Raw genomic sequence first — 22994 nt, 5'->3', positions numbered from 1 at the left:
GCACCCTCTGGTTCTTGCTGACAGAGGGAGAAACGGCCGGCGTGCGAAAAGCTTTAACAAAATTAATTCGTCCAGCCGGGCAGGGTCGCGCGGCCGCTGGCGACCGCGATCGCCTGGACCGGCGTGCGCGTGTCGTCGACCTTGACCATGAAGCGTGCGCCGGGGGCGGCATCGGCCAGCGCGACGCCCTCGCGACTGATCGAAAAGCCGTCGGTGCCCGCCTCGATCACGATCGGATCGCCGCGGCGGATGACGGGGGCGGCCTTCACGACCGGGGCATAGGCCGCACGGGTGGTGGCGGGCGTCGCGCCGGGGGCCGAGGCCGGGCGGATGACGGGGACGAAGATGCGCCAGGCGGGGCCGGCACAGGCGACGACCACCGCGTCATGCGCCTCGGTCCGCCACGACATCGCGACGGTCGGGCACGTCGCGAGCCGCAACCGCGAATCGACCGTCGTCCGCGCACCACCCTCGGCACCGATCGGCCGGCCGGTGAATGCCGAGACCGCGCGATCGAGTGCGGCGATATCCTGGAAGCCGGCGGACGGCGCACCGGCAGCGATCATCAACAGGGCGAGCATCATGAGGGGGTCCTTGGCGGTTCGCCGACAAAGGCTTGGGTGACGATGGCGGCGCGGCGGCCGGTGGTCGGCGAGGTCGCGAGCGTCACGCGGCCGGGGGCGACATGGGCGATCGCGGCCGCGACGGCGCGGGCACGGTCCGAGGCGAGGATCGCCGCGCTGCGCGTGACGGAGTCGACATCGCCGGGCGAGCCGTCGACCGATCCGGTGACGGTGATCTGGACGCGCGGGTCCCGCACCGCGTCACGCGCCCAGGCCGCCAGCGTATCGGGTGACGTCGGCAGCACAGCCGAACCGACCGCGAAGTCGAGCATCCCGGCAGAGGCGACGGGCAGGGCCGTGGGTTGGGCAGCAGCAAGTGGACCGCCGGGTAGAGGCAGTTTCGGCCGCGCTGTGTCGACGGTTGGCGTGACCGAGGCGCCGAAACCCTCGCGCAACCCGGCTGCCAGTGCTCGGGGCGCGAGCGGACGGTCGCTGGCGGTCTGCGTCGCCTGCAGGAGCACGAAGAAGCCGACCAGCAGCAGCGCGAGATCGGCGAGCGTGATCAGCCAGAGCGGACGCCCGGGCTGCGGCTCGGGATAATCACCGACCGTCATGCGACGCTCATCAACGGTGCGCGTGGGGCCTCGCGCGCAGCGAGCGCGACCAGTGGCGCCTCGATCCGGGCACGTTCGAAGGCCTCGTTGCGGCCTCGCGCGCGCAGGCGGTTGGCGACCGGCATGAAGACGAGGTTGGCGAGCAGCGCGCCATAGAGCGTCGCGAGCAGCGCGATCGCCATCGCGCCGCCGATCGCGGTCGGATCGCTCATCGTCGCGAACATCTGCGCGAGCCCGATCAGCGTGCCGACCATGCCCATCGCGGGCGCGAGTTCGGCGGCGCCTGCCCAGACGTCGGCGGCGGCGACGTGGCGTTCGATCCGGGCATGGCGGCGATGCCGGATGAGCAGCGCCACGTCGCTGGCGCTCGCGCCGTCGACGATCGCCGCGATACCGGCGGCGATGTCGGGATCGGCGATGACGGTGCGGTCGAGCGCCATCGCGCCGTGGCGCTGGGCGATGCGGCCGAGCGCGACGATCTGCTGGAGCAGCGCATCGCCGTCGAGCCGGGCGCGGCCGAGCGTCTTCAGCGCCGCGATCGCGCGGATCAGATCGCGCAGTGGTGTCCGCAGGGCGACGCCGAGGATCGTGCCGCCGCCGACGATGGCGAGGGCAGCAGGGTCGAGCAGATGGGCGAGCGTGATCATGTCCCGCAAGTCATTGCAAGGGCCGGGCCAGTTCGCGATCCCCCGGTGAGCGGGACTCGCGCGGGCCGGTGGTGTGCGGGCTGCGCGACGGGTCGGCACCACGCCTGCCGGCGCGCTTGCCGCCACCTCTGCCGGGGCGGCAAGGCGTTGCCGGCCGGGTTGCCGCGCGCTTGCCGCCGGGCGGCAAAGCGGCATCATCCGGTCGGCGAGCGCCAACTGGCACGGGCATTGCTTTGGAAGGCTTGCGCAATTCAGCGCGGGAGTTCGGTCCAGTGTCAGGGGATTCGCTGTTCGGCGTTCATGGTGCGGCCCTCGAGGTGCGATCGCAGCGCATGGGGGTGCTCGCATCGAACATCGCCAATGCCTCGACCCCCGGCTTCAAGGCGCGCGACATCGACTTCAAGTCGGCGCTCGCGTCGCTCGAGACGGATGGCGCGGGCGGGATCGACGCGGCGACCAAGTATCGCGTGCCGACGCAGACCTCGATGGACGGCAACACCGTCGAGCTGAACCAGGAACAGACCGCGTTCGCCGAGAATGCGGTGCAGTACCAGACCACGCTGTCGTTCCTGAACGGGCGGATCAGCCAGGTCACCCGCGCGCTGAAGGGGGACTAAGCGATGGCCAATGCGCCGATGACGATTTTCCAGGTCGCGGGCCGCGCGATGTCCGCGCAGCTGTTGCGGATGAACACCACCGCGTCGAACCTTGCCAATGCGGGCGGCGTCGCCGGCTCCGCGGAGGCTGCGTACAAGACGATGAAGCCGGTGTTCCGCACCAGCTTCGACGCCGCGAGCGGCATGTCGACGGTCGATGTCGAGAAGGTCGTCACCGCCGGCGAGGCCCCCGCCAAGCGCTATGACCCGAACAATCCGATGGCCGACAAGGATGGCAACATCTTCGAGGCGGCGGTCGATGAAACCCGCGAACTGGTCGACATGATGGAGACCGCGCGCAGCTACCAGAACAACGTCGAGGTGATGCAGACTGCGAAGTCGCTGATCATCGATACCCTCAAGCTAGGCCGCTGATCATGGCAAGTTCCTTCGACTCGACGCTTTCGAACCTCGGCATCACGCGCGCGACGACCGCCGCGACGACGACCACGGCATCCAATTCGACGACCCTCAACCAATCCGACTTCCTGAAGCTGATGACCGCGCAGATGCAGAACCAAGACCCGTTCAACCCGGTCGACAACACCCAGATGGTCGCACAGATGGCGCAGTTCTCGAGCCTCGCCGGTATTTCCGAGATGAGCACGACGATGAAGTCGATCGCCGACAAGCTGAACGTGACCAGCGCCAGCGATGCGATGGCCTATGTCGGCAAGACCGTGCTGACCGCGGGCGACACGGCCTATGGGCGGACCAGCGGCGGACTGGCCGGCGGGATCGAGCTCGGCGCCGCGGCGAGCAACGTCAACGTCACGATCACCGATGCCAATGGCGGCGTGCTGAAGACCATGTCGCTCGGCAGCGCCGACAAGGGCACCGTGAACTACGACTGGGACGGCAAGACGGCGACCGGCGAGGATGCCGGGACGGGACCGTTCAAGGTCATCGTCAACGCCCAGAATAATGGCACGACCGTTGCATCACAGAACCTTGTCTGGGCGCCGGTCCAGTCGGTTTCGACGACGACCGGTGCCGCCATCCTCACGCTACCGGGCCTCGGTGAGGTCCCCGTCACCGCGGTTCGCCAGATCGGCTGATCGCCCGCTGCTTGCCAGAATTCCAGGAGTAACCCGATGTCCTTCTATACCTCGCTTTCCGGCCTCCAGGCCTCGCAGACCGAAATGTCGACGATCTCGCACAACCTTGCGAACGTCTCGACCAACGGTTTCAAGAAGAGCCGCACCGAATTCGCCGACGTGATCGCGTCTAGCGTGTCGCTGAACCCCGCGCAGCAGATCGGCTCGGGCACCGTGGTGCAGGGCAATCGGCAGCAGTTCAGCCAGGGCAACCTCATCCAGTCGGCCAACGCGCTCGATCTCGCCGTGTCGGGCGACGGCTTCTTCGTGGTGAAGCCGAGCACGACGTCGCTCAACGTCAACTATACGCGCAATGGCGGCTTCTTGGTCGATGCCGATCGCTATGTGGTCGATTCGAACGGCAGCCATTTGCAGGTCTATCCGGTCGACGGGTCGGGCAAGGTCGTTGCATCGGGGCTCGATTCCGCGGTCAGCCTCCAGCTCCCCGCGACCAGCGGCAAGGCGGTCCCGACCGCGAACGTGTCGATGTCGCTGAACCTCAGTGCCAATGCGGCGATCCCGTCGACGACGACGTTCGACCGGTTCGACCCGACCAGCTACAACCAGTCGGCGCAGACGACGATCTATGATGCGAGCGGCAACGCGCAGACGCTGACCAATTATTTTAAGCGCACGACGACGCCCGATGCCGCCAACGGCAATACGAGCAGCTGGGAAGTGTTCAGCTATGTCGGCGACAAGCCGATGACCACCAACGGTGCGGCAAGCGTCGAGCTGGACTTCGACACCACCGGCAAGCTGACCGCGCCGACCACTGCGGTCGCGTTCGACCCGTTCACCACTGCAGGCAGCAGCACGACGCAGCAGTTCGGCTTCACCTTCGGGCTCGACACCACGCAATTGGCATCGGCGTTCAACGTCGCCGCGCGCGCGCAGGACGGCAAGGCGGTCGGCCAGATCCAGGGCGTGACGATCGACGAGTCCGGCATCGTCAAGGCGAGCTTCTCGAACGGCGACACGCAGGCACTTGGTCAGGTGATGCTCGCCAATTTCTCGAACCCCGAGGGTCTGCGCCAGCTCGGCAGCAGCTACTGGTCGGCGACCGGCATCTCGGGCGAGGCCAAGCTCGGCATCGCCGACGTCAACGGCTTCGGCAAGCTGATGTCGGGGACGATCGAGCGCTCGAACGTCGACATCACCGAAGAGCTCGTCTCGCTGATCGCGGCACAGCGCAACTTCCAGGCGAACTCGAAGGCCTTGGATACCGCGAGCCAGATCTCGCAGACCATCTTCAACATCCGCAGCTGATCCAGGGCGCGGACGGAGAACCCTGAATGGACAAGCTGGTCTACACCGCGGCGACGGGACTGCGCGCGCACATGGCGGCGCAGTCGGCGATCGCCAACAACATGGCGAACGCGTCGACCACCGGATTCCGCGCCGACCGCGTGGTGTTCGACCGGATCGACCTGAAGGGTGGCGGCCAGCAGTTCGAGGCGCGTGCGCCGACGTCGGAGGAAGTGACCGACGCCGACCGTGCGCCGGGAGCGATCCAGACTACGGGGCGGCCGCTCGACGTTGCGGTCACCGGCGCGACCGCATGGCTCGCTGTGCAGGCGTCGGACGGCTCCGAAGCCTATACGCGGCGCGGCGACCTGGAGATCGCGCCGTCGGGCGTGCTCCAGACCGGCGACGGTTTTCCGGTGATGGGATCGGGCGGGCCGATCACGATCCCACCCTATGACACGCTTTCGATCGCGGGCGACGGGACGATCTCGATCGTGCCGCAGGGTGGCGATGCGAATGCGCCGCAGGTGATCGACAAGCTGAAGCTGGCCGACACCAAGGGGTCGGACACGGTCAAGGGGCTCGACAATCTGCTGCGTGTGCGCGGTGGCGGCGTGCTGCCCGAGGTTCTCGATGCGAAGGTGCAGGGCGGGGCGATCGAGGGATCGAACGTCAACATGACGCAGGCATTGGTCGACATGATCGAGAATCAGCGCAGCTACGAGGTCCAGGCCAACATGCTGAAGTCCGCCAAGGACATGGATGAAAGCGGTGCATCGCTGATGCGCCTGCCGAGCTAAGGAAGGATTAGGCCATGAGCAGTTCCGCCATGCATATCGCGCGTACCGGGCTCGACGCCCAGGATACGCGCATGCGGGTCATTTCGAACAATCTCGCCAACGTGAACACGACGGGGTTCAAGAAGGACCGCGCCGCGTTCGAGACGCTGGCGTACCAGGTCGTGACCGCGCCGGGCGCGCAGTCGACGTCGGAGACGAAATACGCGACCGGGCTCAACCTCGGCACCGGCGTCCGGATCCAGGGCACTGCGCGGATCGATACGCAGGGATCGATGCAGACGACGGGCAACAGCCTCGACCTCGCGCTCGACGGCGACGGCTATTTTCAGGTGCAGATGCCCGGCGGCACGCTCGGCTATACCCGCGCGGGCAATTTCTCGCGCAGCCCCGAGGGGCTGATGGTGACCAGCGAAGGTTATCAGGTGATGCCCGGCATCACCGTGCCCGAGGGGACGACCAACATCACGATCGGCCAGGATGGGACCGTCTCGGCGACGATCCCCGGCCAGTCGGAAGCGCAGCAGATCGGCCAGATCCAGGTCGCGAGCTTCGCCAATGGTGCCGGGCTGCAGGCGACCGGCGACAATTACCTGGTCGAGACCGCCGCGTCGGGCGCCGCCAATCTGGGCGTTGCCGGGCAGGATGGCCGCGGTCGCGTGCGGCAGGGGATGCTCGAAGCGTCGAACGTCAACGTCGTCGAGGAACTCGTCGACATGATCGAGACGCAACGTGCGTATGAGGTCAATTCGAAGATGATCTCGGCAACCGACGACATGCTGAAATACGTCAACCAGAACATCTGATCGCAGGGCGCATCATGGCATTTCCGATCCCCACGCGCGCGCCGATCGCGCTCCTCGCGATTGTCGCCGGCACGCTCGCGCCGCTGTCGGCGCAGGCCAGGCTGTTCGGCAAGAAGGCGCCGCCCGAGGACTTCACAGTCGCACGGCCGCTGCCCGTGCCGGTGGCGTCGCCCGCGACCGGATCGATCTTCCAGGCGCAGGACGGCTATGCCGCGCTGTACGAAGGCTGGCGGGCGCGGAAAGTCGGCGACCCGCTGACGATCGTGCTGGTCGAGCGCACCGCCGCGTCGAAATCCTCGGGCTCGAAGCTCGACAGCAGCGGCTCGGCGAGCATCACCCCGCCGACGACGGGCGCGCTGAACCTGTTCAACCGCGCCGATGCAACGATCAGCGGCGGGCGCAACTTCAACGGCGCGGGTGCCGCCGACCAGGCGAACTCGCTGTCGGGCGAGGTCAGCGTGACGGTCGCCGAAGTCTATCCCAACGGCACGATGCTGGTGCAGGGGCAGAAGCGCGTGACGCTCAACCGCGGTGACGAGTTCCTGAAGATCAAGGGGCTGGTGCGCACCGCCGATGTCGACCGCGACAACCGCGTGCTGTCGACGCGGGTCGCCGATGCGCAGATCTCGTACACCGGCAAGGGCGACGTCGCCCGCGCCGGCCGCCAGGGGTGGCTCAGCCGCTTCTTCTCCGTTGTCAGCCCTTTCTGAGGCCGTGACCATGCGCTTCCTGCTCGCCCTTTTCGCCTCGCTCCTGATCGCAGCACCGGCGTCTGCCGACCGGATCAAGGATCTGGGCGGGTTCCAGGGGATCCGGTCGAACCAGCTGACCGGCTACGGCATCGTCGTCGGGCTGCCCGGCACGGGCGACGACAATCTGGAATATACCGTCCAGTCGCTGAAAGCGGTCGCGTCGCGCTTCGGGCTGCAGCTGCCGCCCAACGCCAATCCGGGGATGAAGAACGCCGCGGTGGTGATGATCACCGCCGAACTGCCGCCCTTCGCCAAGCCCGGCCAGCGGCTCGACATCACCGTCGCGTCGATGGGCAAGGCCAAGAGCCTGCGCGGCGGCAGCCTGATCATGACGCCGCTGCTCGGCGCGGATAACCAGATCTATGCAATGGCGCAGGGCAATCTCGCGGTCGGCGGGCTCGGCGCGGAAGGTGCGGATGGGTCGAAGATCGTCGTCAACATCCCCTCGACCGGACGCATCCCCGAGGGCGCGACGGTCGAACGGGCGGTCGCGACCGGGTTCGACAGCGCGCCGATGCTGACCTTCAATCTCGCGCGCGCCGATTTCACCACCGCGCAGAACGTCGCCGGCGCGATCAATTCGAAGCTGGGCTTCGGCAGCGCGCAGGCGATCGACGCGGTTTCGGTCGCGGTCCGCGCGCCGGTCGGTGCGGACGTTCGGGCGACCTTGATGTCGACGATCGAGAATCTCGACGTCGTCTCCGCCGAGCCCTCGGCAAAAGTAATCGTAAATGCGCGCACCGGTACGGTCGTTATAAACTCCGCGGTGCGCGTGGGGCCTGCCGCGGTGACGCATGGGAAGCTGACGGTGCGGATCGACGAGAAGCCACAGGTGAGCCAGCCCGCGCCGTTCAGCCAGGGCCAGACCGTCGTCACGCCGAACAGCGCGGTCGCGGTCGAGGAGGAGCGTCGCCCGATGTTCCTGCTGAACCCCGGCCCCAGGCTTGCCGACATCGTCAAGGCGGTGAACGCGATCGGCGCGTCGCCCGCCGATCTGGTCGCCATCCTCGAGGCGTTGAAAGAGGCAGGCGCGCTCAAGGCCGAGTTGATCGTCCTGTGAGCCCGATCGCAGCCCCCGGCCCGATCGATGCGGGCGGCATCTCGACCGATACGAGCCGGCTCAAGTCGAACGACAATCTCGACAAGGCGGGCAAGAAGTTCGAGGCGGTCTTCACCGGCATGATGCTGAAGAGCATGCGCCAGGCGAAATTGACCGATTCGCTGTTCGAATCCAAGGCGCTCGACACCTTTACTGAGATGCAGGACGCCCGCGTCGCGCAGACCATGGCCGAGCACACGCCGCTCGGCATCGGCAAGGCGATGACCGATTTCCTCGCCAAATCGCAATCCGATCTTAACCCGGGCGCGGCAGAGCCGTCGCCATGAGCGACCTCCTGTCGATCGGCGCGTCAGGCGTGCGGGCGTACCAGACCGCGCTGAACACCGTGTCCGAGAACATCGCGAACACCGGCACCGCGGGTTATACCCGGCGGACGACGAATCTCGGCCAGGTGACCTCGATCGGCAGTGGCATCAATGCGAGCGTCGCGACGGGCAGCAACGGCGTCACCGTCACCGGCATCTCGCGATCGGCCGACACGTTCCGTTCGCTCGCGGTCCGCAATGCCGGGTCGGATCTTGCCAGGACGGAGACCGCGGCGGCCTGGCTCGGGCGGATCGAGACGTCGCTGACCGATAACAAGCTCGGCGATCGACTGACCAGCTTCTTTTCCGCCGCGCAGACCCTGTCGGCGGACCCGACCTCGGTGCCGGCCCGGTCGGTGATGCTCGAATCCGCGACCAGCGCGGCCGCGGCGTTTACCGCGACGGGCAAGGCGCTCGACACCGCAGCGGCCGATCTCGACACCGCGACGCGGCAGGCGACGCAGACGCTCAACTCGTTCGGCACCGCGCTCGCCAAGGTCAATGACGGCATCGCGCGCAGCCAGAAGGGGTCGACCAACGCCGCGCAGCTCGGCGACCAGCGCGACCAGTTGCTCGAGCAGATGAGCACGATCACCGATATCAGTACGGAGTTCGACGATCTCGGCCGTGCGACGGTGCGGCTGGGCGGCGCAAGCGGCCCGGTATTCGTGGCGGGCCCCGATGCGGGCAATGTCAGCTATCTGAAGAATGACGAGGGCGCGGTCGGGTTCGTCGTGCAGCGGACGGGCACGACATCGGCGGTGACGCCGTCGGGCGGCGCGCTGGCCGGCTATGCCGAGGGCGCGCAGAAGATCGTCGCGGCGCGCGACACGCTGAACGGCATCGCGACCGATTTCACCACGCAGGTCAACACCATCCAGGCGCAGGGGCGCGATCTCGACGGCAAGGCGGGCACGCCGCTGTTCAAGACCGGCGACACGCCGACCAGCATCACCGTCGCGCTGACCGACCCGCGTGGTATCGCCGCGGCGGGCGCGGCCGGCGGCGCGCGCGATGCGTCGAACCTGACCGCGCTGCTCGCGACGCGCGACCCGACGACGGGCAGCGAACAGCGGCTGACCAACATGATCACGAGCAACGCGGCGTCGCTGGAGCAGCGCAAGCTGGTCGGCGATGCGCAGGGTGCGATCCGCGACGGCGCGGTGACCGCACGCGATTCGGGCAGCGGTGTCGACCTCGACAGCGAGGCGGTCGACCTGCTCCGCTTCCAGCAGGCCTATCAGGCGTCGAGCCGCGTCATCCAGACCGCGCGCGACATCCTCCAGACCATCCTCGAGATCCGGTAGGCCTTATGCAGATCGCGACCAGCCTGTTCTACGACCGCTCGGCCAAGGCGATGAATGCGCTGTCGAAGCAGGCGGACGCGTTGCAGACGCAGATCTCGTCCGGCATCAAATTCACCGCGCCCTCGTCCGACAGCGCCGCCTATCAGCGGCTGGCGGGGCTCGCGCGCGATGCGGTCGACGACAAGGCCTATGCCGCGAATCTGACGACCGCCGCATCGGTGCTGAAACAGTCGGACACCACGCTCAGCGCGATCACCGCGCAGTTGCAGCGCGTGTCCGAACTCACGGTGCAGGCGCGCAACGGCACGCTGAGCGGCGATGCGCGCAAGGCGATCGGTGTCGAAATCGCGGGCATCGTCGATACGATCGCGAGTCTCGCGAACGTGAAGGATCTGCGCGGCCAGCCGATCTTCGGCGGCGCGGACGGCGGTCCCGCGGCGGTGAAGCAGGCCGATGGCAGCTATGCGCTGGCCGCGACCAGCGTCTCGCCGATCCCGGTCGGCGATGGCGCGAGCGTCCAGGCGAACGAATCGGCGTCGCGCGTGCTGCGCGCCGACGGCAAGGATACGCTGGCGGTATTGAGCGCGATCGCGACTGCGCTCCAGGCCGAAAGCTATGATCCCGCCTCGCTCGATACCGCGCTCGACGATCTGTCAGCGGCGTCGGAACAGGTGTCGTCGATCCAGGCGTCGCTCGGTGCGCGCGCGTCGCGCGTCGATCTGGAAACCGCCCGGCTGAAGGACGTCGCGGTCGACCGCGAGGATACCCGCCAGTCGATCGAGGGCACCGACATCACGACGGCGATCACCGAATTGCAGAAGACGATGACGATCCTGTCGGCGACTCAGGCGAGCTTCTCGAAGCTCAGCGCGCTGTCGCTGTTCGATTATCTTCGCTGAGCGCATTTATAGAGCGGATCGGGCGGGTCCGGTAACCGGATAGCTACGAAATCCGGTTAATCCTCCGGTGACAGGGCCGGCGTTCCGGGCTTTGGGGGAATTTCCAACACCATGTTTCCGATTATCGGCATCGTCGTTTTGCTCGTCATGGTGTTCGGCGGCTTCGCGTTCACCGGCGGGGCGCTCGGCCCCGTGCTTGAGGCGATCCCGCACGAGATGCTCATCATCGGCGGTGCGGCCGCCGGCGCGCTGATCATCGGCAATTCGGGCAAGGAGCTCAAAGGGCTCGGCGGCGGGCTGATGAAGGTGTTCAAGGGCCCGAAATACAAGAAGCAGGATTATCTCGACGTCATCTTCCTCGTCAGCAAGCTGATGAAGATGCTGCGCGTCGACGGGCCGATCGCGCTCGAGCCGCATGTCGAGGATCCCAATTCCTCCGCGGTCTTCGCCGAATACCCCAAGCTGCTGAAGGACCACGCGCTGATCAACCTGATCGCCGACACGCTGCGCCTCGTCGTGGTGTCGAGCGGTACACTCGACGTGCACGCGGTCGAGGAGGTGATGGACCAGTCGATCAAGACGCATCATCACGAGGAGGAAAGTGCGCACGGCACGCTGACGAGCTTGGCGGATGCGCTGCCCGCGCTCGGTATCGTCGCGGCGGTGCTCGGCGTGGTGAAGACGATGGGATCGATCGACAAGCCGCCGTCGGTCCTCGGCTCGATGATCGGGTCGGCGCTGGTCGGCACGTTCATGGGCGTGCTGCTGGCCTATGGCATGGTCGCGCCGCTCGCGAACCGGCTGAAGCAGGTGCTCGACGCCGATGCCTCGATCTACGGCGTTGTGAAGCAGATCATCATCGCCTCGCTCCACGGCCATCCGCAGCCGCTGGTGATCGAGGCGGCGCGCTCGGGGATCGCACACCGCAATCAGCCGGGCTTCGCCGAAGTCTTTGACGGGCTGCGCGGGAAGTAGGATGGCACGCGCGCCGCACGGGGCGAACCAGCCGCCCAAGATCATCGTCAAGAAGGTCTATATCGAGGGCCATGGCGGCCATCATGGCGGTGCCTGGAAGGTCGCCTATGCCGATTTCGTGACCGCGATGATGGCGTTCTTCCTGCTGCTGTGGATCCTCGGCGCGACGACCGAGAAACAGCGCAAGGGCATTGCCGACTATTTCGCGCCGACGCTGATCGACACGCACACGCTGGGGATCGGCGGCGGTGCGCTGCTCGGTGGCGAATCGATCCTGTCGAAGAACAAGATCGGTCCGCAAGCGGGGCAGACCAGCCTGCCGCAGATCGCCATTCCGAATGCGGGCGCGGGCGGCGCGGACACCGGCACCGGACCCAAGGGCAACAAGAAGGGGCTCGACGCGCTGAATGCGGAGGATCGCCGCAATTTCGACGCGATGCGCCGCAAGGTGCTCCGCCAGATCGAACAGTCGAAGAACCTGTCGCGTCTCGCGAGCCACATCCGCTTCGTGCCGACGCAGGACGGGATGCGCATCGACCTGATCGACGATGCCGATTATTCGATGTTCGCGCTGGGCACGACGGCGCTCGATGCCAGGGCAGGCGATCTGATCGGGATGATCGCGGGATCGATCGCCGGGTCGGCCAACCCGATCATGATCCGCGGGCACACCGACAGCGTGCCCTATGGCGATCCGCGCGCGATGAACAACTGGATGCTCTCGTCGGGCCGCGCCGAGGCGACACGACGGCGGCTGCTCGCCGGCGGCACGCCCGAGGCGCGCTTCGAACGGATCGAGGGTGTCGCGGACCGCGAGCCGCTGATCGTCAAGAACCCGAGCGATCCGCGCAACCGGCGCGTCGCGATCACCCTGCTCTACCGTCGGGGTCGTTTCGGCAGCTAGCCCGGCGCGACAACCCGGCCGGTGTCCGCCGGGGTGGTGAGGGGCGGCAACGGCGCGTGCGACCTGCCTAATGCGAAAAGGGGCCGGTGGCGAACCACCGGCCCCTGCAGGCGCTCGCATCGATCGACCCGCGTTGCTTATTCGGCGACAGCCTCGACCTTGCGCTTGCGCTGCGGCGCAGCAGCCGGGGCTTCGGTCTTGCGGGCGCCGGGCTTGCGACCGAGACCGATCTTCTTGGCCATGGCACGGCGGCTTTCCGAATAGGTCTCGGCGACCATTGGATAGTCCGGCTTCAGCCCGTAGCGTTCGCGATATTCGATCGGCGTCATGCCGTGCGTCGCCAGGTGACGGCGCAGTGTCTTGTACGGCTTGCCGTCGATCATCGAGATGATGTGATCTTTCGATGCCAGCGATTTCCGGACCGAGACTGCCGGGGTGTATTCGGCGACGGGCTCGACCACGGGCTCTTCCGTCGACGTGCCCAGCAATGCAGACACGGTGTCGTGCATCTTGCCGAGGAACGACGGAACCTCTTCGGCGGACGTGCGCGTATTGGGGTTTGTCAGCCACGCGATCGTCAGTTCGGTCGCCAATTCAACAGCGTTCAGCTCAATAATGTCTTCGGACATGATATGCTCCAGTCTTTGATCGACGCCTACGCCTATAGCACCCTATAATCAACATCCGATTTGAACCTATTATGCCATTTGCTATGCATTTTCTTCCAAAAGCCGTGCGGCACGGTCTCAAGACGCAATTTCCCCGGCATGGATGCAGTCTCGAGGAAGAACGAGAAGTGGTCCGGGCAGACACTTACTATAGGGGATAATGTCCCATATCTTCATTAACTATGATGCAGATCAGGCCTGATTGATCCGTGGAATGAATATGGGACCGATACCATGGACCTGAATGCTACTGCGGAGGAAGGACGGTTGACCCTAATCCCTCACTGTCTTTGACGGTCCTTCCGAAGTCTGGGGCGGCGTGCGCCTGAGGTCGGTCGGCTCAAGCCGGACGCGTGTGCCTCAGTGCATCGAACCCGGGTAGCAGGCCTAGCGCTGGAGCGCTGATCTGACGGGGGCGGACCGGGCTTCGGTTGCCGAGGTGGTCGGCAATATGTGAGCTAAGATCTGATTGCTTGGGGCGTTGCCAATCGGCTGCCCGACGGTCCGCCCAAGGCGCTGACCGTCGTCTCACCCACCTGGCGAGAATGGTGCCCGGAAGAGGACTCGAACCTCCACGACCTTGCGATCGCCAGCACCTGAAGCTGGTGCGTCTACCAATTCCGCCATCCGGGCACGGGGTAGGAGGGCGCCTCTAGTGGAGGGTTGCGATGCTTGTCAACAACCCTCTTGCTGGGGCAAAGGGCGGGCAGGCATAAAGAATTGGACGGACGGGCGATGAACGACAGACTGGTGACGCTGATCGGAGGCGGAGGTTTCGTCGGCCGCTATGTCGCGCAGGCGCTGCTGGCGTCGGGTGCGCGGGTCCGGATCGCACAGCGCGATCCGCGACAGGCGTTTTTTCTCAAGCCGCTCGGCGGGCTCGGGCAGACGCAATTCGTCGGCGCCGACGTGACCAAGCCCGCGACGATCGCACAGGCGGTGCAGGGTGCGGACATCGTCGTGAACCTGGTCGGGGTGTTGGCGGGTGATTTCCACGGCGTCCAGGCGCTCGGCGCGCGGACCGTGGCGGAGGCCGCCGCCAAGGCGGGGGTCGGCGCGCTGGTCCATGTCTCGGCGATCGGCGCGGACGCCGCATCGGACTCGGCCTATGGCAAGTCGAAGGGCGATGGCGAGGCGGCGGTCCGCGCGGCCTTCCCCACCGCGACGATCCTGCGGCCGTCGATCATCTTCGGGCAGGAGGATCAGTTCGTGAACCGCTTCGCCGGAATGATCGCCAAGGCGCCGGTCGTGCCCGTGCTGCGCGCAGGGGCCAAGTTCCAGCCCGTGTTCGTCGGCAACGTCGCGGACGCGATCGTCGCCGCGGCCGCGGCTCCCGAGACGTTCGGCGGCAAGACGCTGGAGATCGGCGGACCGGACGTCATCACCATGGGCAACCTGATCCGCTGGATCGCCGCCGCGATCGGCCGCGAACCGTCGATCGTCGAATTGCCCGATTTTGCCGGGGCACTGATCGCCAAGGCCGGGTTCCTGCCAGGCGCGCCGATCACCCAGGATCAGTGGCGGATGCTGCAGAGCGACAATATTGTCACCGGGGTCGACGGGCTGAAGGCGATGGGCATCGAGGCGACGCCGATGTCGACGGTCGCGCCGGGGTGGCTCGTCCGTTTCCGCAAGGCGGGGCGGTTCGGTCGCCGCGCCGAGACTCGTGTCGAGACTGGGGTGGACACGCATTCGGCGACCCACGTGGTCTGATCCCGATGCGGGTCCAGCCGCCATCGACACTGATCGACCAGTCCTGATTCACCGCGCTGCGGGAGCTTTTGCGTGTCCGAACTTCTTACCGTCATCCTTCTCGGCATCGTCGAGGGGATCACCGAATTCCTGCCGGTCTCGTCGACAGGCCATCTCATCCTCGCGACGCGGCTGCTCGGCTATGATGCGGGGCGCTGGGAGGTGTTCAACGTCGTCATCCAGCTCGGCGCGATCCTCGCGATCGTGGTCCTGTACTGGCGGACCTTCTGGGCGGTGGGCATGGGCCTCATTCGCCGCGAACCGAAATCCTGGCTGTTCCTGCGCAATCTGGTGGTCGCCTTCATCCCTGCCGCGGTGATCGGGCTGGCGCTGCACCATTATATCGAGGCGCTGCTCGGCAATGCCGAGGTGGTCGCGATCGCGCTGGTCGTTGGCGGCTTCGCCATTCTGGCGGTCGAGCGGTTCGCACCGCGCAGCGACATCAGCGGTGTCGCGGACATCCCGCTGCGCACCGTCGTCGGGATCGGCCTGCTCCAGTGCCTCGCGATGATCCCTGGCGTCAGCCGCTCGGGCGCAACGATTCTCGGGGCGCTGGCACTCGGCGTCGAGCGGCGCACCGCCGCCGAGTTCAGCTTCTTCCTCGCCATCCCCACGATGCTGGGGGCGAGCGGGCTCGAACTGATGAAGAACCATGCGGCGCTGACCAGCGGCGAGGGTGTCGGCCTGCTGTCGATCGCGATCGGCGCGCTCGTTTCGTTCGTCGTCGCGTTGCTGGTGGTCAAATGGTTCGTCGGGATCGTCACAAAGCACGGGTTTGTGCCGTTTGCATGGTATCGCATCGCCGCGGGCTCCGCCGCGCTGGTATGGCTCCTATCGAAATAGGTCCGAGTCGGGATATATTCGGTGAGATTTGTGAATATATCCCCCGGCCTACGAGATTTGGCGCAATTTATAGGTCAGCCTAGCTGACCTAATAGGCGTTTTTGCCGTGACAAACCTCCGACGACGCAATAACGCGATTGTCGGAGGCATACATGGCGAACGATTCGATGCTCAAATTCGTCGGGCGGGAGCAATCCTATCCCGACAAGCGTAATGCGGCGGAACGCGCGGACGATTTCCGCGAGATCGCTGCGCGCTATGCGGTCGAACCCGCCGAGGAGCAGGCGGGGCGCTGTTCGCAATGCGGCGTGCCCTATTGCTCGGTCCATTGTCCGCTCCACAACCATATCCCCGACTGGCTGCGCCTGACCGCCGAGGGCCGGCTCCGCGAGGCGTATGAGCTGAGCAACGCGACCTCGACCATGCCCGAGATCTGCGGTCGCATCTGTCCGCAGGACCGGCTGTGCGAGGGCAATTGCGTCATCGAGTTCACGGGCCACGGCGCGGTCACGATCGGCTCGGTCGAGAAGTTCATCACCGACACCGCCTGGGAGAATGGCTGGGTCGAGCCGCTGATCCCCGGCAAGTCGCGCGGACAGTCGGTCGGCGTGATCGGGGCAGGGCCTGCCGGGCTGAGCGCCGCCGAATATCTGCGCGGCCACGGCTATGACGTGCACGTCTATGATCGTTACGACCGCGCGGGCGGTCTGCTCACCTATGGCATTCCCGGGTTCAAGCTCGAAAAGCCGATCGTCATGCGTCGGGTCGAGCGACTCAAGACCGCGGGGATCGTGTTTCATGAAGGCTTTGCGGTTGGCGACGATGCGAGCCTCGACGAGCTGCGCCAGCGCCACGACGCGATCCTGATCGCGACCGGCGTGTACAAGGCGCGCGCGATGGACCTGCCCGGTGGCGGCTCGAACGGCGTGGTGGCGGCGCTCGACTTCCTCGTCGCGTCGAACCGCAAGGGTTTCGGTGATGCGGTCCCCGCGTTCGACGACGGCAGCCTCAATGCCGAGGGCAAGGACGTCGTCGTGATCGGCGGCGGCGATACGGCGATGGACTGTGTCCGCACCGCGATCCGCCAGGGCGCCAAGTCGGTGAAATGCCTCTATCGCCGCGACCGCGCGAACATGCCCGGGTCGCAGCGCGAAGTCGCCAATGCCGAGGAGGAGGGCGTCGAGTTCGTCTGGTTGTCGGGCCCGCAGAGCTTCGACGGCGGCGAGAGCGTGTCGAGCGTCAGGGTGCGCAAGATGCGTCTGGGCGCGGCCGATGCGAGCGGTCGCCGGACGCCCGAACCCGATCCTGCCGGTGACTATTCGGTCGATGCCGACCTGGTCATCAAGGCGCTGGGCTTCGATGCCGAGGACCTGCCGACCTTGTTCGCGACGCCCGAACTGGGGGTAAGCCGCTGGGGTACCGTGCTGGTCGATGGCAAGACGCTGATGACCAGCCTCGACGGCGTGTTCGCAGCGGGCGACATCGTCCGCGGCGCGAGCCTGGTCGTGTGGGCGATCCGCGACGGGCGTGACGTGGCGGCGACGATGCACAAATATCTGAAGGCGAAGGCGGCCAGCGCGAAGGTCGCGGCGTGAGGTTGAAGCCCGACGAGGTCGCGGCGATCAAGAACGCGGCCGCGGAGACGTTCGGTGAATCCGCGGTCGTGCGTCTGTTCGGCAGCCGGATCGACGACACCGAGCGCGGTGGTGATATCGACCTTCACATCGAGGTCGACGCGGTCGCCGACGAGGGCCGTGCGCGCGGGCTATTCGAGGACAGGCTCTTCCAGAGGATCGATCCGCAGAAGGTCGATGTCGTGCTGACGATCCGTGGCGGTACGCCGCACGGCTTCGAACGGATCGCCTACCGCGACGGGATCGTGCTGTGACGGCGCCCGAAAACGATATTCTGGCCGTCATCTGCGATCGCGTGCAGTCGCTCATCACCGCCCTGGACGAGGATATGCGGCTGCTCGGTACCGTCCCGGCCGATCTCACCGCGTTCAACGCCATGACGGAACACGGCCGCGTCGGATCGCGCGCCTTGCTAAAAACGGTCGAGCAGCTGGAAGACCAGTTGATGCGGCTGTTTCGCACCATCCTTCAGGCACGCGCGGTCAATACGAAGGACCTCTATGCCCGTGATGTTGCCAACCGGATGGAATCGCTGCGCATCATCGACAGCGCCGACGACTGGATGGCGGTCGTCAAGCTGCGCAATCGTCTGGTCCACGACTATCCGCTGACCCGCGAGGCGCGGTTCGCCAAGCTGGTCGAGGCGGCCCGGGCCACCGAGACTCTCCGCGCCGCTGCCCAGCGCGCGCTCACCTACGTCGACAAGAAGGAATGGTTGGCATGACCAACGAAACCGAACGCGCCCGTCTCGCCGAGCACGGCATGTACCGTCCCGAGTTCGAGGGTGATGCCTGCGGCGTCGGGCTCGTCGCCGCGACCGATGGCCGCGCGTCGCGGCGCGTCGTGCAGTCCGCGGTCGATGCGCTGAAGGCGGTGTGGCACCGCGGCGCGGTCGATGCGGACGGCAAGACTGGCGATGGCGCAGGTCTTCACATCGACCTTCCGCTCAAGTTCTTCGACGACGCGGTCGCCGCTTCGGGGCACAAGGTGCGGCCGAACCGGCTCGCGGTCGGCATGATCTTCCTGCCGCGTACCGATCTGGGGGCGCAGGAGGATTGCCGGACGATCGTCGAGAGCGCGATCATCGAGGCGGGCTATACCATCTATGGCTGGCGCCAGGTGCCCGTCGACGTGTCGGTGATCGGCCAGAAGGCGCAGGCGACGCGCCCCGAGATCGAGCAGATCATGATCGCCGGGCCGCTGCCCGACGAGCAGGACGCCGCCGAATTCGAAAAGACGCTGTACCTGGTCCGCAGGCGTATCGAGAAGCGCGTGATCGCGGCGCAGATCCAGGGCTTCTACATCTGTTCGCTGTCGTGCCGCTCGATCATCTACAAGGGGCTCTTCCTCGCCGAATCGCTGTCGGTCTTCTATCCCGATTTGTGCGACCAGCGGTTCGAGAGCCGCGTCGCGATCTTCCATCAGCGCTATTCGACCAACACCTTCCCGCAATGGTGGCTGGCGCAGCCGTTCCGGTGCCTTGCGCATAACGGCGAGATCAACACGATCCGCGGCAACAAGAACTGGATGCTGTCCCACGAGATCCGGATGGCGAGCCTCGCCTTCGGCGACAATTCGGAGGACATCAAGCCGGTGATCCCGGCGGGGGCGTCCGATACCGCCGCGCTCGATGCGGTGTTCGAGGCGATCTGCCGCTCGGGTCGCGACGCGCCGACCGCAAAGCTGATGCTGGTGCCCGAGGCTGCGAGCCCCGACATGCCGCCCGAGCACCGCGCGATGTACCAGTATCTGGCGTCGGTGATGGAGCCATGGGACGGCCCGGCCGCGCTGGCGATGACCGATGGCCGCTGGGCCGTCGCGGGCATGGACCGCAACGCGCTCAGGCCGCTGCGCTATACGCTGACCGTCGACGGGCTGCTGATCGTCGGATCGGAAAGCGGGATGGTCGTCGTCCCCGAATCGACGATCATCGCCAAGGGGCGGCTCGGGCCGGGCGAGATGATCGCGGTCGACCTCGACGAAGGGCGGCTGCTGCAGGACCGCGCGGTCAAGGATCGCATCTCCGGCGAGGCGGACTATGCCGCGATGATCGGCGAGTTCCACACGCTGGCAGACCTGCCGTCGGTCGAGGATGCCGTAGTCCGCTACGATCGCGCCGAGCTGGCACGACGCCAGGTCGCGGCCGGGCAGACGATCGAGGACATGGAGCTGATCCTGTCGCCGATGGTCGAATCGGCCAAGGAAGCGATCGGATCAATGGGCGACGACACGCCGCTCGCGGTCATTTCGGACAAGCCGCGGCTGATCAGCCAGTTCTTCCGCCAGAATTTCAGCCAGGTGACCAACCCGCCAATCGATCCTCTGCGCGAGCGGCACGTGATGTCGCTCAAGACGCGGTTCGGCAATCTCGCCAACATCCTCGACGTGCGCGACCAGCGCGAGCGCGTGCTGGTGCTCGATTCACCGGTGCTGACGGGTGAGCATTGGGCGCGGCTGAAGGCGCATTTCGGCGGCGCGGTCGCCGAGATCGACTGCACCTTCGATGCCGGCGGCGGCCCGGAGAAGCTGCGCGCGGCGATCCAGCGGATCCGCAACGAGGCCGAGCAGGCGGTCCGCCAGGGCAAGAGCGAACTGTTCCTGACCGACGAGGCGATCGGCGAGGACCGCGTCGGCATCGCCGGCGTGCTCGCGGTGGCGGCGGTGCACACGCATCTCGTCCGTCGCGGCCTGCGCTCCTATGCGTCGATCAACGTGCGCACCGCGGAATGCCTCGACACGCATTATTACGCGGTGCTGATCGGCGTCGGCGCGACCACCGTGAACGCGTATCTGGCCGAGGCCGCGATCGTCGATCGCCAGAGCCGCGGGCTGTTCGGTGATCTCGATCTGGCCGAATGCCTCCGCCGCCACCGCGTCGCGGTCGAGGAGGGGCTGCTCAAGATCATGTCGAAGATGGGCATCGCGGTCATCTCGTCCTACCGCGGCGGCTATAATTTCGAGGCGGTCGGCCTGTCGCGCAGCCTGGTCAACGACCTGTTCCCCGGCATGCCCGCGAAGATCAGCGGCGAGGGCTATGCCTCGCTTCACGTCAACGCGACCGATCGCCACGAGGCGGCGTTCGATCCGGCGGTCGCGACGCTGCCGATCGGCGGCTTCTATCGCCAGCGCCACACCGGCGAGACGCATGCCTATTCGGCGCAGCTGATGCACCTGCTCCAGACCGCGGTCGCGACCGACAGCTATACGAGCTACCTCCAATTCTCGCGCGGGGTGTCCGACCTGCCGCCGGTGTATCTGCGCGACCTTCTCCAGTTCAACTTCCCGGCCGAGGGCGTGCCCGTCGACCAGGTCGAGGCGATCACCGAGATCCGCAAGCGGTTCGTGACGCCGGGCATGTCGCTCGGTGCGCTCTCCCCCGAGGCGCACGAAACGCTGGCGATCGCGATGAACCGGATCGGCGCGAAAGCGGTGTCGGGTGAGGGCGGCGAGGACAAGTCGCGCTTCGTACCCTACGCGAACGGCGATAACGCGAACTCGACGATCAAGCAGATCGCGAGCGGCCGGTTCGGCGTGACCGCGGAATATCTGAACGCGTGCGAGGAGATCGAGGTCAAGGTGGCGCAAGGCGCCAAGCCCGGCGAGGGCGGCCAGCTGCCCGGCTTCAAGGTGACCGAGTTCATCGCCAAGCTGCGTCATGCGACGCCCGGCGTGACGTTGATCTCGCCGCCGCCGCATCACGACATCTACTCGATCGAGGATCTGGCGCAGCTCATCTATGACCTGAAGCAGATCAATCCGCGCGCGCGCGTCTGTGTGAAGCTCGTCAGCTCGGCGGGAATCGGCACCGTGGCGGCGGGCGTCGCGAAGGCGCATGCCGACGTGATCCTGATCGCGGGGCATGTCGGCGGCACCGGCGCGTCGCCGCAGACGTCGATCAAATATGCGGGCACGCCGTGGGAAATGGGGCTGTCCGAGGTCAACCAGGTGCTGACGCTCAACGGCCTGCGCGGACGCGTGCGGCTGCGCACCGATGGCGGGCTCAAGACCGGACGCGACATCGTGATCGCCGCGATCCTCGGCGCGGAGGAGTTCGGGATTGGCACGCTGTCGCTGGTGGCGATGGGCTGCATCATGGTCCGCCAGTGTCATTCGAACACCTGCCCGGTCGGTATCTGCACGCAGAATGACGCGCTCAGGCAGAAGTTCGTCGGCACGCCCGAGAAGGTCATCAACCTGATGACGTTCATCGCCGAGGAAGTCCGCGACATCCTCGCGCGGCTGGGCGTGAAGAGCCTCGACGACGTGATCGGCCGTACCGAGCTGTTGCGGCAGGTCAGCCGTGGTGCCGAGCATCTCGACGATCTCGATCTCAACCCGATCCTCGCCAAGGTCGACGCCTCGGATGCCGAGCGGCGTTTCTCGCTCTCGACCTTCCGCAACGAAGTGCCCGACAGCCTCGACGCGCAGATCATCAAGGATGCTGCGGCGGTGTTCTCGCGCGGCGAGAAGATGCAGCTGACCTATTCGGTGCGCAACACGCACCGCGCGGTGGGCACGCGGCTGTCGAGCGAGATCACGCGCAAGTTCGGCATGTCGACGCTCGCGGACGATCACGTCACGATCCGGTTGCGGGGCTCGGCGGGCCAGTCGCTCGGCGCGTTCCTCTGCAAGGGCATCACGCTCGAGGTGTTCGGCGATTCGAACGACTATGTCGGCAAGGGACTGTCGGGGGGGACGATCATCGTCCGGCCCGCAGTGAGCTCGCCGCTCGCCAGCCAGGACAACACGATCATCGGCAACACCGTGCTCTATGGCGCGACCAGCGGCCGGCTGTTCGCGGCGGGCCAGGCGGGCGAGCGGTTCGCAGTCCGCAACTCGGGCGCGACCGTGGTCGTCGAGGGCTGCGGCGCGAACGGCTGCGAGTATATGACCAACGGAATTGCGGTCGTGCTCGGCGCGGTGGGGGCGAACTTCGGCGCGGGGATGACCGGCGGGATGGCGTTCGTCTATGATCCCGATGGCCTGTTCGCAAAGCGCGCCAACCCTGAGAACATCACCTGGGACCGGGTGAAGTCGCTCCACTGGGCGGATGTCCTGCTCGACCTGGTGCGCGACCATGCGGATACGACCGACAGCAAATGGTCGAAGGGCCTGCTCGAGGACTGGGACCGGGTGGTACCGCATTTCTGGCAGATCGTCCCGAAGGAAATGCTGACGCGCCTGCCGCATCCGCTGGACGACAGCGCGGAGCTGGTCGCGGCGGAATAGCGTCTGCCGCGTATTCCACCCCGGCGAAGGCCGGGGCCCAGTTGGAAAGGTCGCAGCAACGGAGCGCCGCGCTTCGTTACCTATGGCCGCCAATTGGGCCCCGGCCTTCGCTGGGGAGGGGGAAAGAAGGGGGTTCACGCGGAGACGCGGAGCCGCGGAGCTTGAATCCCCTCTGATG

General features: G+C 66.5%; 23 protein-coding genes and 1 tRNA gene. 19 read left to right on the top strand and 5 right to left on the bottom strand.

Going from position 1 to position 22994, the window contains the following annotated elements:
• Positions 1–62: 62 nt before the first annotated feature.
• The 3 genes from GV027_RS12040 to GV027_RS12030 are packed head-to-tail and all read right to left on the bottom strand — an operon-like array spanning position 63 to position 1824.
• On the bottom strand, positions 63–584 hold the full coding sequence (locus tag GV027_RS12040; protein ID WP_320481756.1) for a flagella basal body P-ring formation protein FlgA: 522 nt from the start codon (positions 582–584) through the stop codon (positions 63–65).
• Positions 581–1177 carry a flagellar motor protein MotB gene (locus GV027_RS12035; RefSeq protein ID WP_056672990.1) on the bottom strand — a complete coding sequence of 199 codons (597 nt, stop codon included), beginning with the start codon at positions 1175–1177 and terminating at the stop codon, positions 581–583. Before GV027_RS12035 ends, GV027_RS12040 begins: the two co-directional genes overlap by 4 nt.
• The gene (locus GV027_RS12030; RefSeq protein ID WP_159512018.1) at positions 1174–1824 is read right to left on the bottom strand and encodes a motility protein A; all 651 of its coding nucleotides are present in this window, start codon (positions 1822–1824) and stop codon (positions 1174–1176) included. Before GV027_RS12030 ends, GV027_RS12035 begins: the two co-directional genes overlap by 4 nt.
• Before the next feature lie 272 nt (positions 1825–2096).
• On the opposite strand from GV027_RS12030, the gene GV027_RS12025 reads away from it, so the two are divergent.
• The 13 genes from GV027_RS12025 to GV027_RS11965 all read left to right on the top strand — a co-directional run bounded on the left by GV027_RS12025 (position 2097) and on the right by GV027_RS11965 (position 12690).
• Complete coding sequence (locus tag GV027_RS12025; RefSeq protein WP_031440256.1) at positions 2097–2441, top strand: flagellar basal body rod protein FlgB; 345 nt, start codon at positions 2097–2099, stop codon at positions 2439–2441.
• Between the two features lie 3 nt (positions 2442–2444).
• Positions 2445–2855, top strand: coding sequence for a flagellar basal body rod protein FlgC (flgC, locus tag GV027_RS12020; protein ID WP_031394680.1), 411 nt, complete (start codon positions 2445–2447; stop codon positions 2853–2855).
• Positions 2856–2857: 2 nt separating this feature from the next.
• Complete coding sequence (locus tag GV027_RS12015; protein ID WP_031394681.1) at positions 2858–3538, top strand: flagellar hook assembly protein FlgD; 681 nt, start codon at positions 2858–2860, stop codon at positions 3536–3538.
• Between the two features lie 36 nt (positions 3539–3574).
• Positions 3575–4846, top strand: a complete 1272-nt coding sequence (locus GV027_RS12010) for a flagellar hook protein FlgE (RefSeq protein ID WP_031440257.1) — start codon at positions 3575–3577, stop codon at positions 4844–4846.
• A gap of 26 nt (positions 4847–4872) precedes the next feature.
• A complete protein-coding gene (locus tag GV027_RS12005) occupies positions 4873–5625 on the top strand; it encodes a flagellar basal body rod protein FlgF (RefSeq protein WP_159512017.1) in 753 nt (250 codons plus the stop codon).
• 14 nt (positions 5626–5639) lie between these two features.
• Entirely contained in the window at positions 5640–6428 is a 789-nt protein-coding gene (gene flgG / locus GV027_RS12000) for a flagellar basal-body rod protein FlgG (RefSeq protein WP_031394684.1), read from the top strand.
• A gap of 14 nt (positions 6429–6442) precedes the next feature.
• Positions 6443–7138: a flagellar basal body L-ring protein FlgH gene (locus GV027_RS11995; protein ID WP_159512016.1), complete on the top strand. Its 696-nt coding sequence runs from the start codon at positions 6443–6445 to the stop codon at positions 7136–7138.
• Between the two features lie 10 nt (positions 7139–7148).
• Positions 7149–8240, top strand: coding sequence for a flagellar basal body P-ring protein FlgI (locus tag GV027_RS11990; RefSeq protein WP_031394687.1), 1092 nt, complete (start codon positions 7149–7151; stop codon positions 8238–8240).
• Positions 8237–8566, top strand: a complete 330-nt coding sequence (locus GV027_RS11985; protein WP_159512015.1) for a rod-binding protein — start codon at positions 8237–8239, stop codon at positions 8564–8566. Before GV027_RS11990 ends, GV027_RS11985 begins: the two co-directional genes overlap by 4 nt.
• A complete protein-coding gene (flgK, locus tag GV027_RS11980; protein WP_159512014.1) occupies positions 8563–9912 on the top strand; it encodes a flagellar hook-associated protein FlgK in 1350 nt (449 codons plus the stop codon). The genes GV027_RS11985 and flgK overlap by 4 nt, the downstream gene beginning before the upstream one ends.
• Before the next feature lie 5 nt (positions 9913–9917).
• Positions 9918–10811: a flagellin N-terminal helical domain-containing protein gene (locus GV027_RS11975; protein WP_159512013.1), complete on the top strand. Its 894-nt coding sequence runs from the start codon at positions 9918–9920 to the stop codon at positions 10809–10811.
• A gap of 111 nt (positions 10812–10922) precedes the next feature.
• Positions 10923–11786: a flagellar motor stator protein MotA gene (gene motA, locus GV027_RS11970; RefSeq protein WP_031394196.1), complete on the top strand. Its 864-nt coding sequence runs from the start codon at positions 10923–10925 to the stop codon at positions 11784–11786.
• 1 nt (position 11787) lies between these two features.
• Positions 11788–12690 carry a flagellar motor protein MotB gene (locus GV027_RS11965; protein ID WP_031441540.1) on the top strand — a complete coding sequence of 301 codons (903 nt, stop codon included), beginning with the start codon at positions 11788–11790 and terminating at the stop codon, positions 12688–12690.
• Between the two features lie 137 nt (positions 12691–12827).
• Here the strand turns inward: GV027_RS11965 and GV027_RS11960 are convergent, their stop codons facing one another.
• On the bottom strand, positions 12828–13319 hold the full coding sequence (locus GV027_RS11960) for a MucR family transcriptional regulator (RefSeq protein WP_031394198.1): 492 nt from the start codon (positions 13317–13319) through the stop codon (positions 12828–12830).
• 585 nt (positions 13320–13904) lie between these two features.
• Positions 13905–13991, bottom strand: a tRNA-Leu gene (locus GV027_RS11955).
• A gap of 102 nt (positions 13992–14093) precedes the next feature.
• Here GV027_RS11955 and GV027_RS11950 point away from each other — a divergent pair.
• The 6 genes from GV027_RS11950 (at position 14094) to gltB (ending at position 22816) form a co-directional block, all read left to right on the top strand.
• Entirely contained in the window at positions 14094–15071 is a 978-nt protein-coding gene (locus GV027_RS11950; RefSeq protein ID WP_159512012.1) for a complex I NDUFA9 subunit family protein, read from the top strand.
• Positions 15072–15143: 72 nt separating this feature from the next.
• Positions 15144–15953: an undecaprenyl-diphosphate phosphatase gene (locus GV027_RS11945; RefSeq protein WP_031441542.1), complete on the top strand. Its 810-nt coding sequence runs from the start codon at positions 15144–15146 to the stop codon at positions 15951–15953.
• A 152-nt stretch (positions 15954–16105) separates the two neighbouring features.
• Entirely contained in the window at positions 16106–17548 is a 1443-nt protein-coding gene (locus GV027_RS11940; protein WP_159512011.1) for an NAD(P)-dependent oxidoreductase, read from the top strand.
• Positions 17545–17841 (top strand): nucleotidyltransferase domain-containing protein, encoded by a 297-nt coding sequence (locus GV027_RS11935; protein ID WP_031396484.1) that lies wholly within the window; start codon positions 17545–17547, stop codon positions 17839–17841. Before GV027_RS11940 ends, GV027_RS11935 begins: the two co-directional genes overlap by 4 nt.
• Positions 17838–18311 (top strand): HepT-like ribonuclease domain-containing protein, encoded by a 474-nt coding sequence (locus tag GV027_RS11930; RefSeq protein ID WP_031396483.1) that lies wholly within the window; start codon positions 17838–17840, stop codon positions 18309–18311. Before GV027_RS11935 ends, GV027_RS11930 begins: the two co-directional genes overlap by 4 nt.
• Positions 18308–22816 carry a glutamate synthase large subunit gene (gene gltB / locus GV027_RS11925; RefSeq protein WP_159512010.1) on the top strand — a complete coding sequence of 1503 codons (4509 nt, stop codon included), beginning with the start codon at positions 18308–18310 and terminating at the stop codon, positions 22814–22816. Before GV027_RS11930 ends, gltB begins: the two co-directional genes overlap by 4 nt.
• The last annotated feature ends 178 nt before the right edge of the window (positions 22817–22994 follow it).

The organism is Sphingomonas sp. T1 (assembly GCF_902506585.1).
In the GTDB taxonomy this organism is placed as follows: Bacteria; Pseudomonadota; Alphaproteobacteria; order Sphingomonadales; family Sphingomonadaceae; genus Sphingomonas; species Sphingomonas aerolata.
The sequence above is the reverse complement of the archived record's forward strand: the minus strand, read 5'-3'. Positions and strand labels throughout refer to the sequence as shown.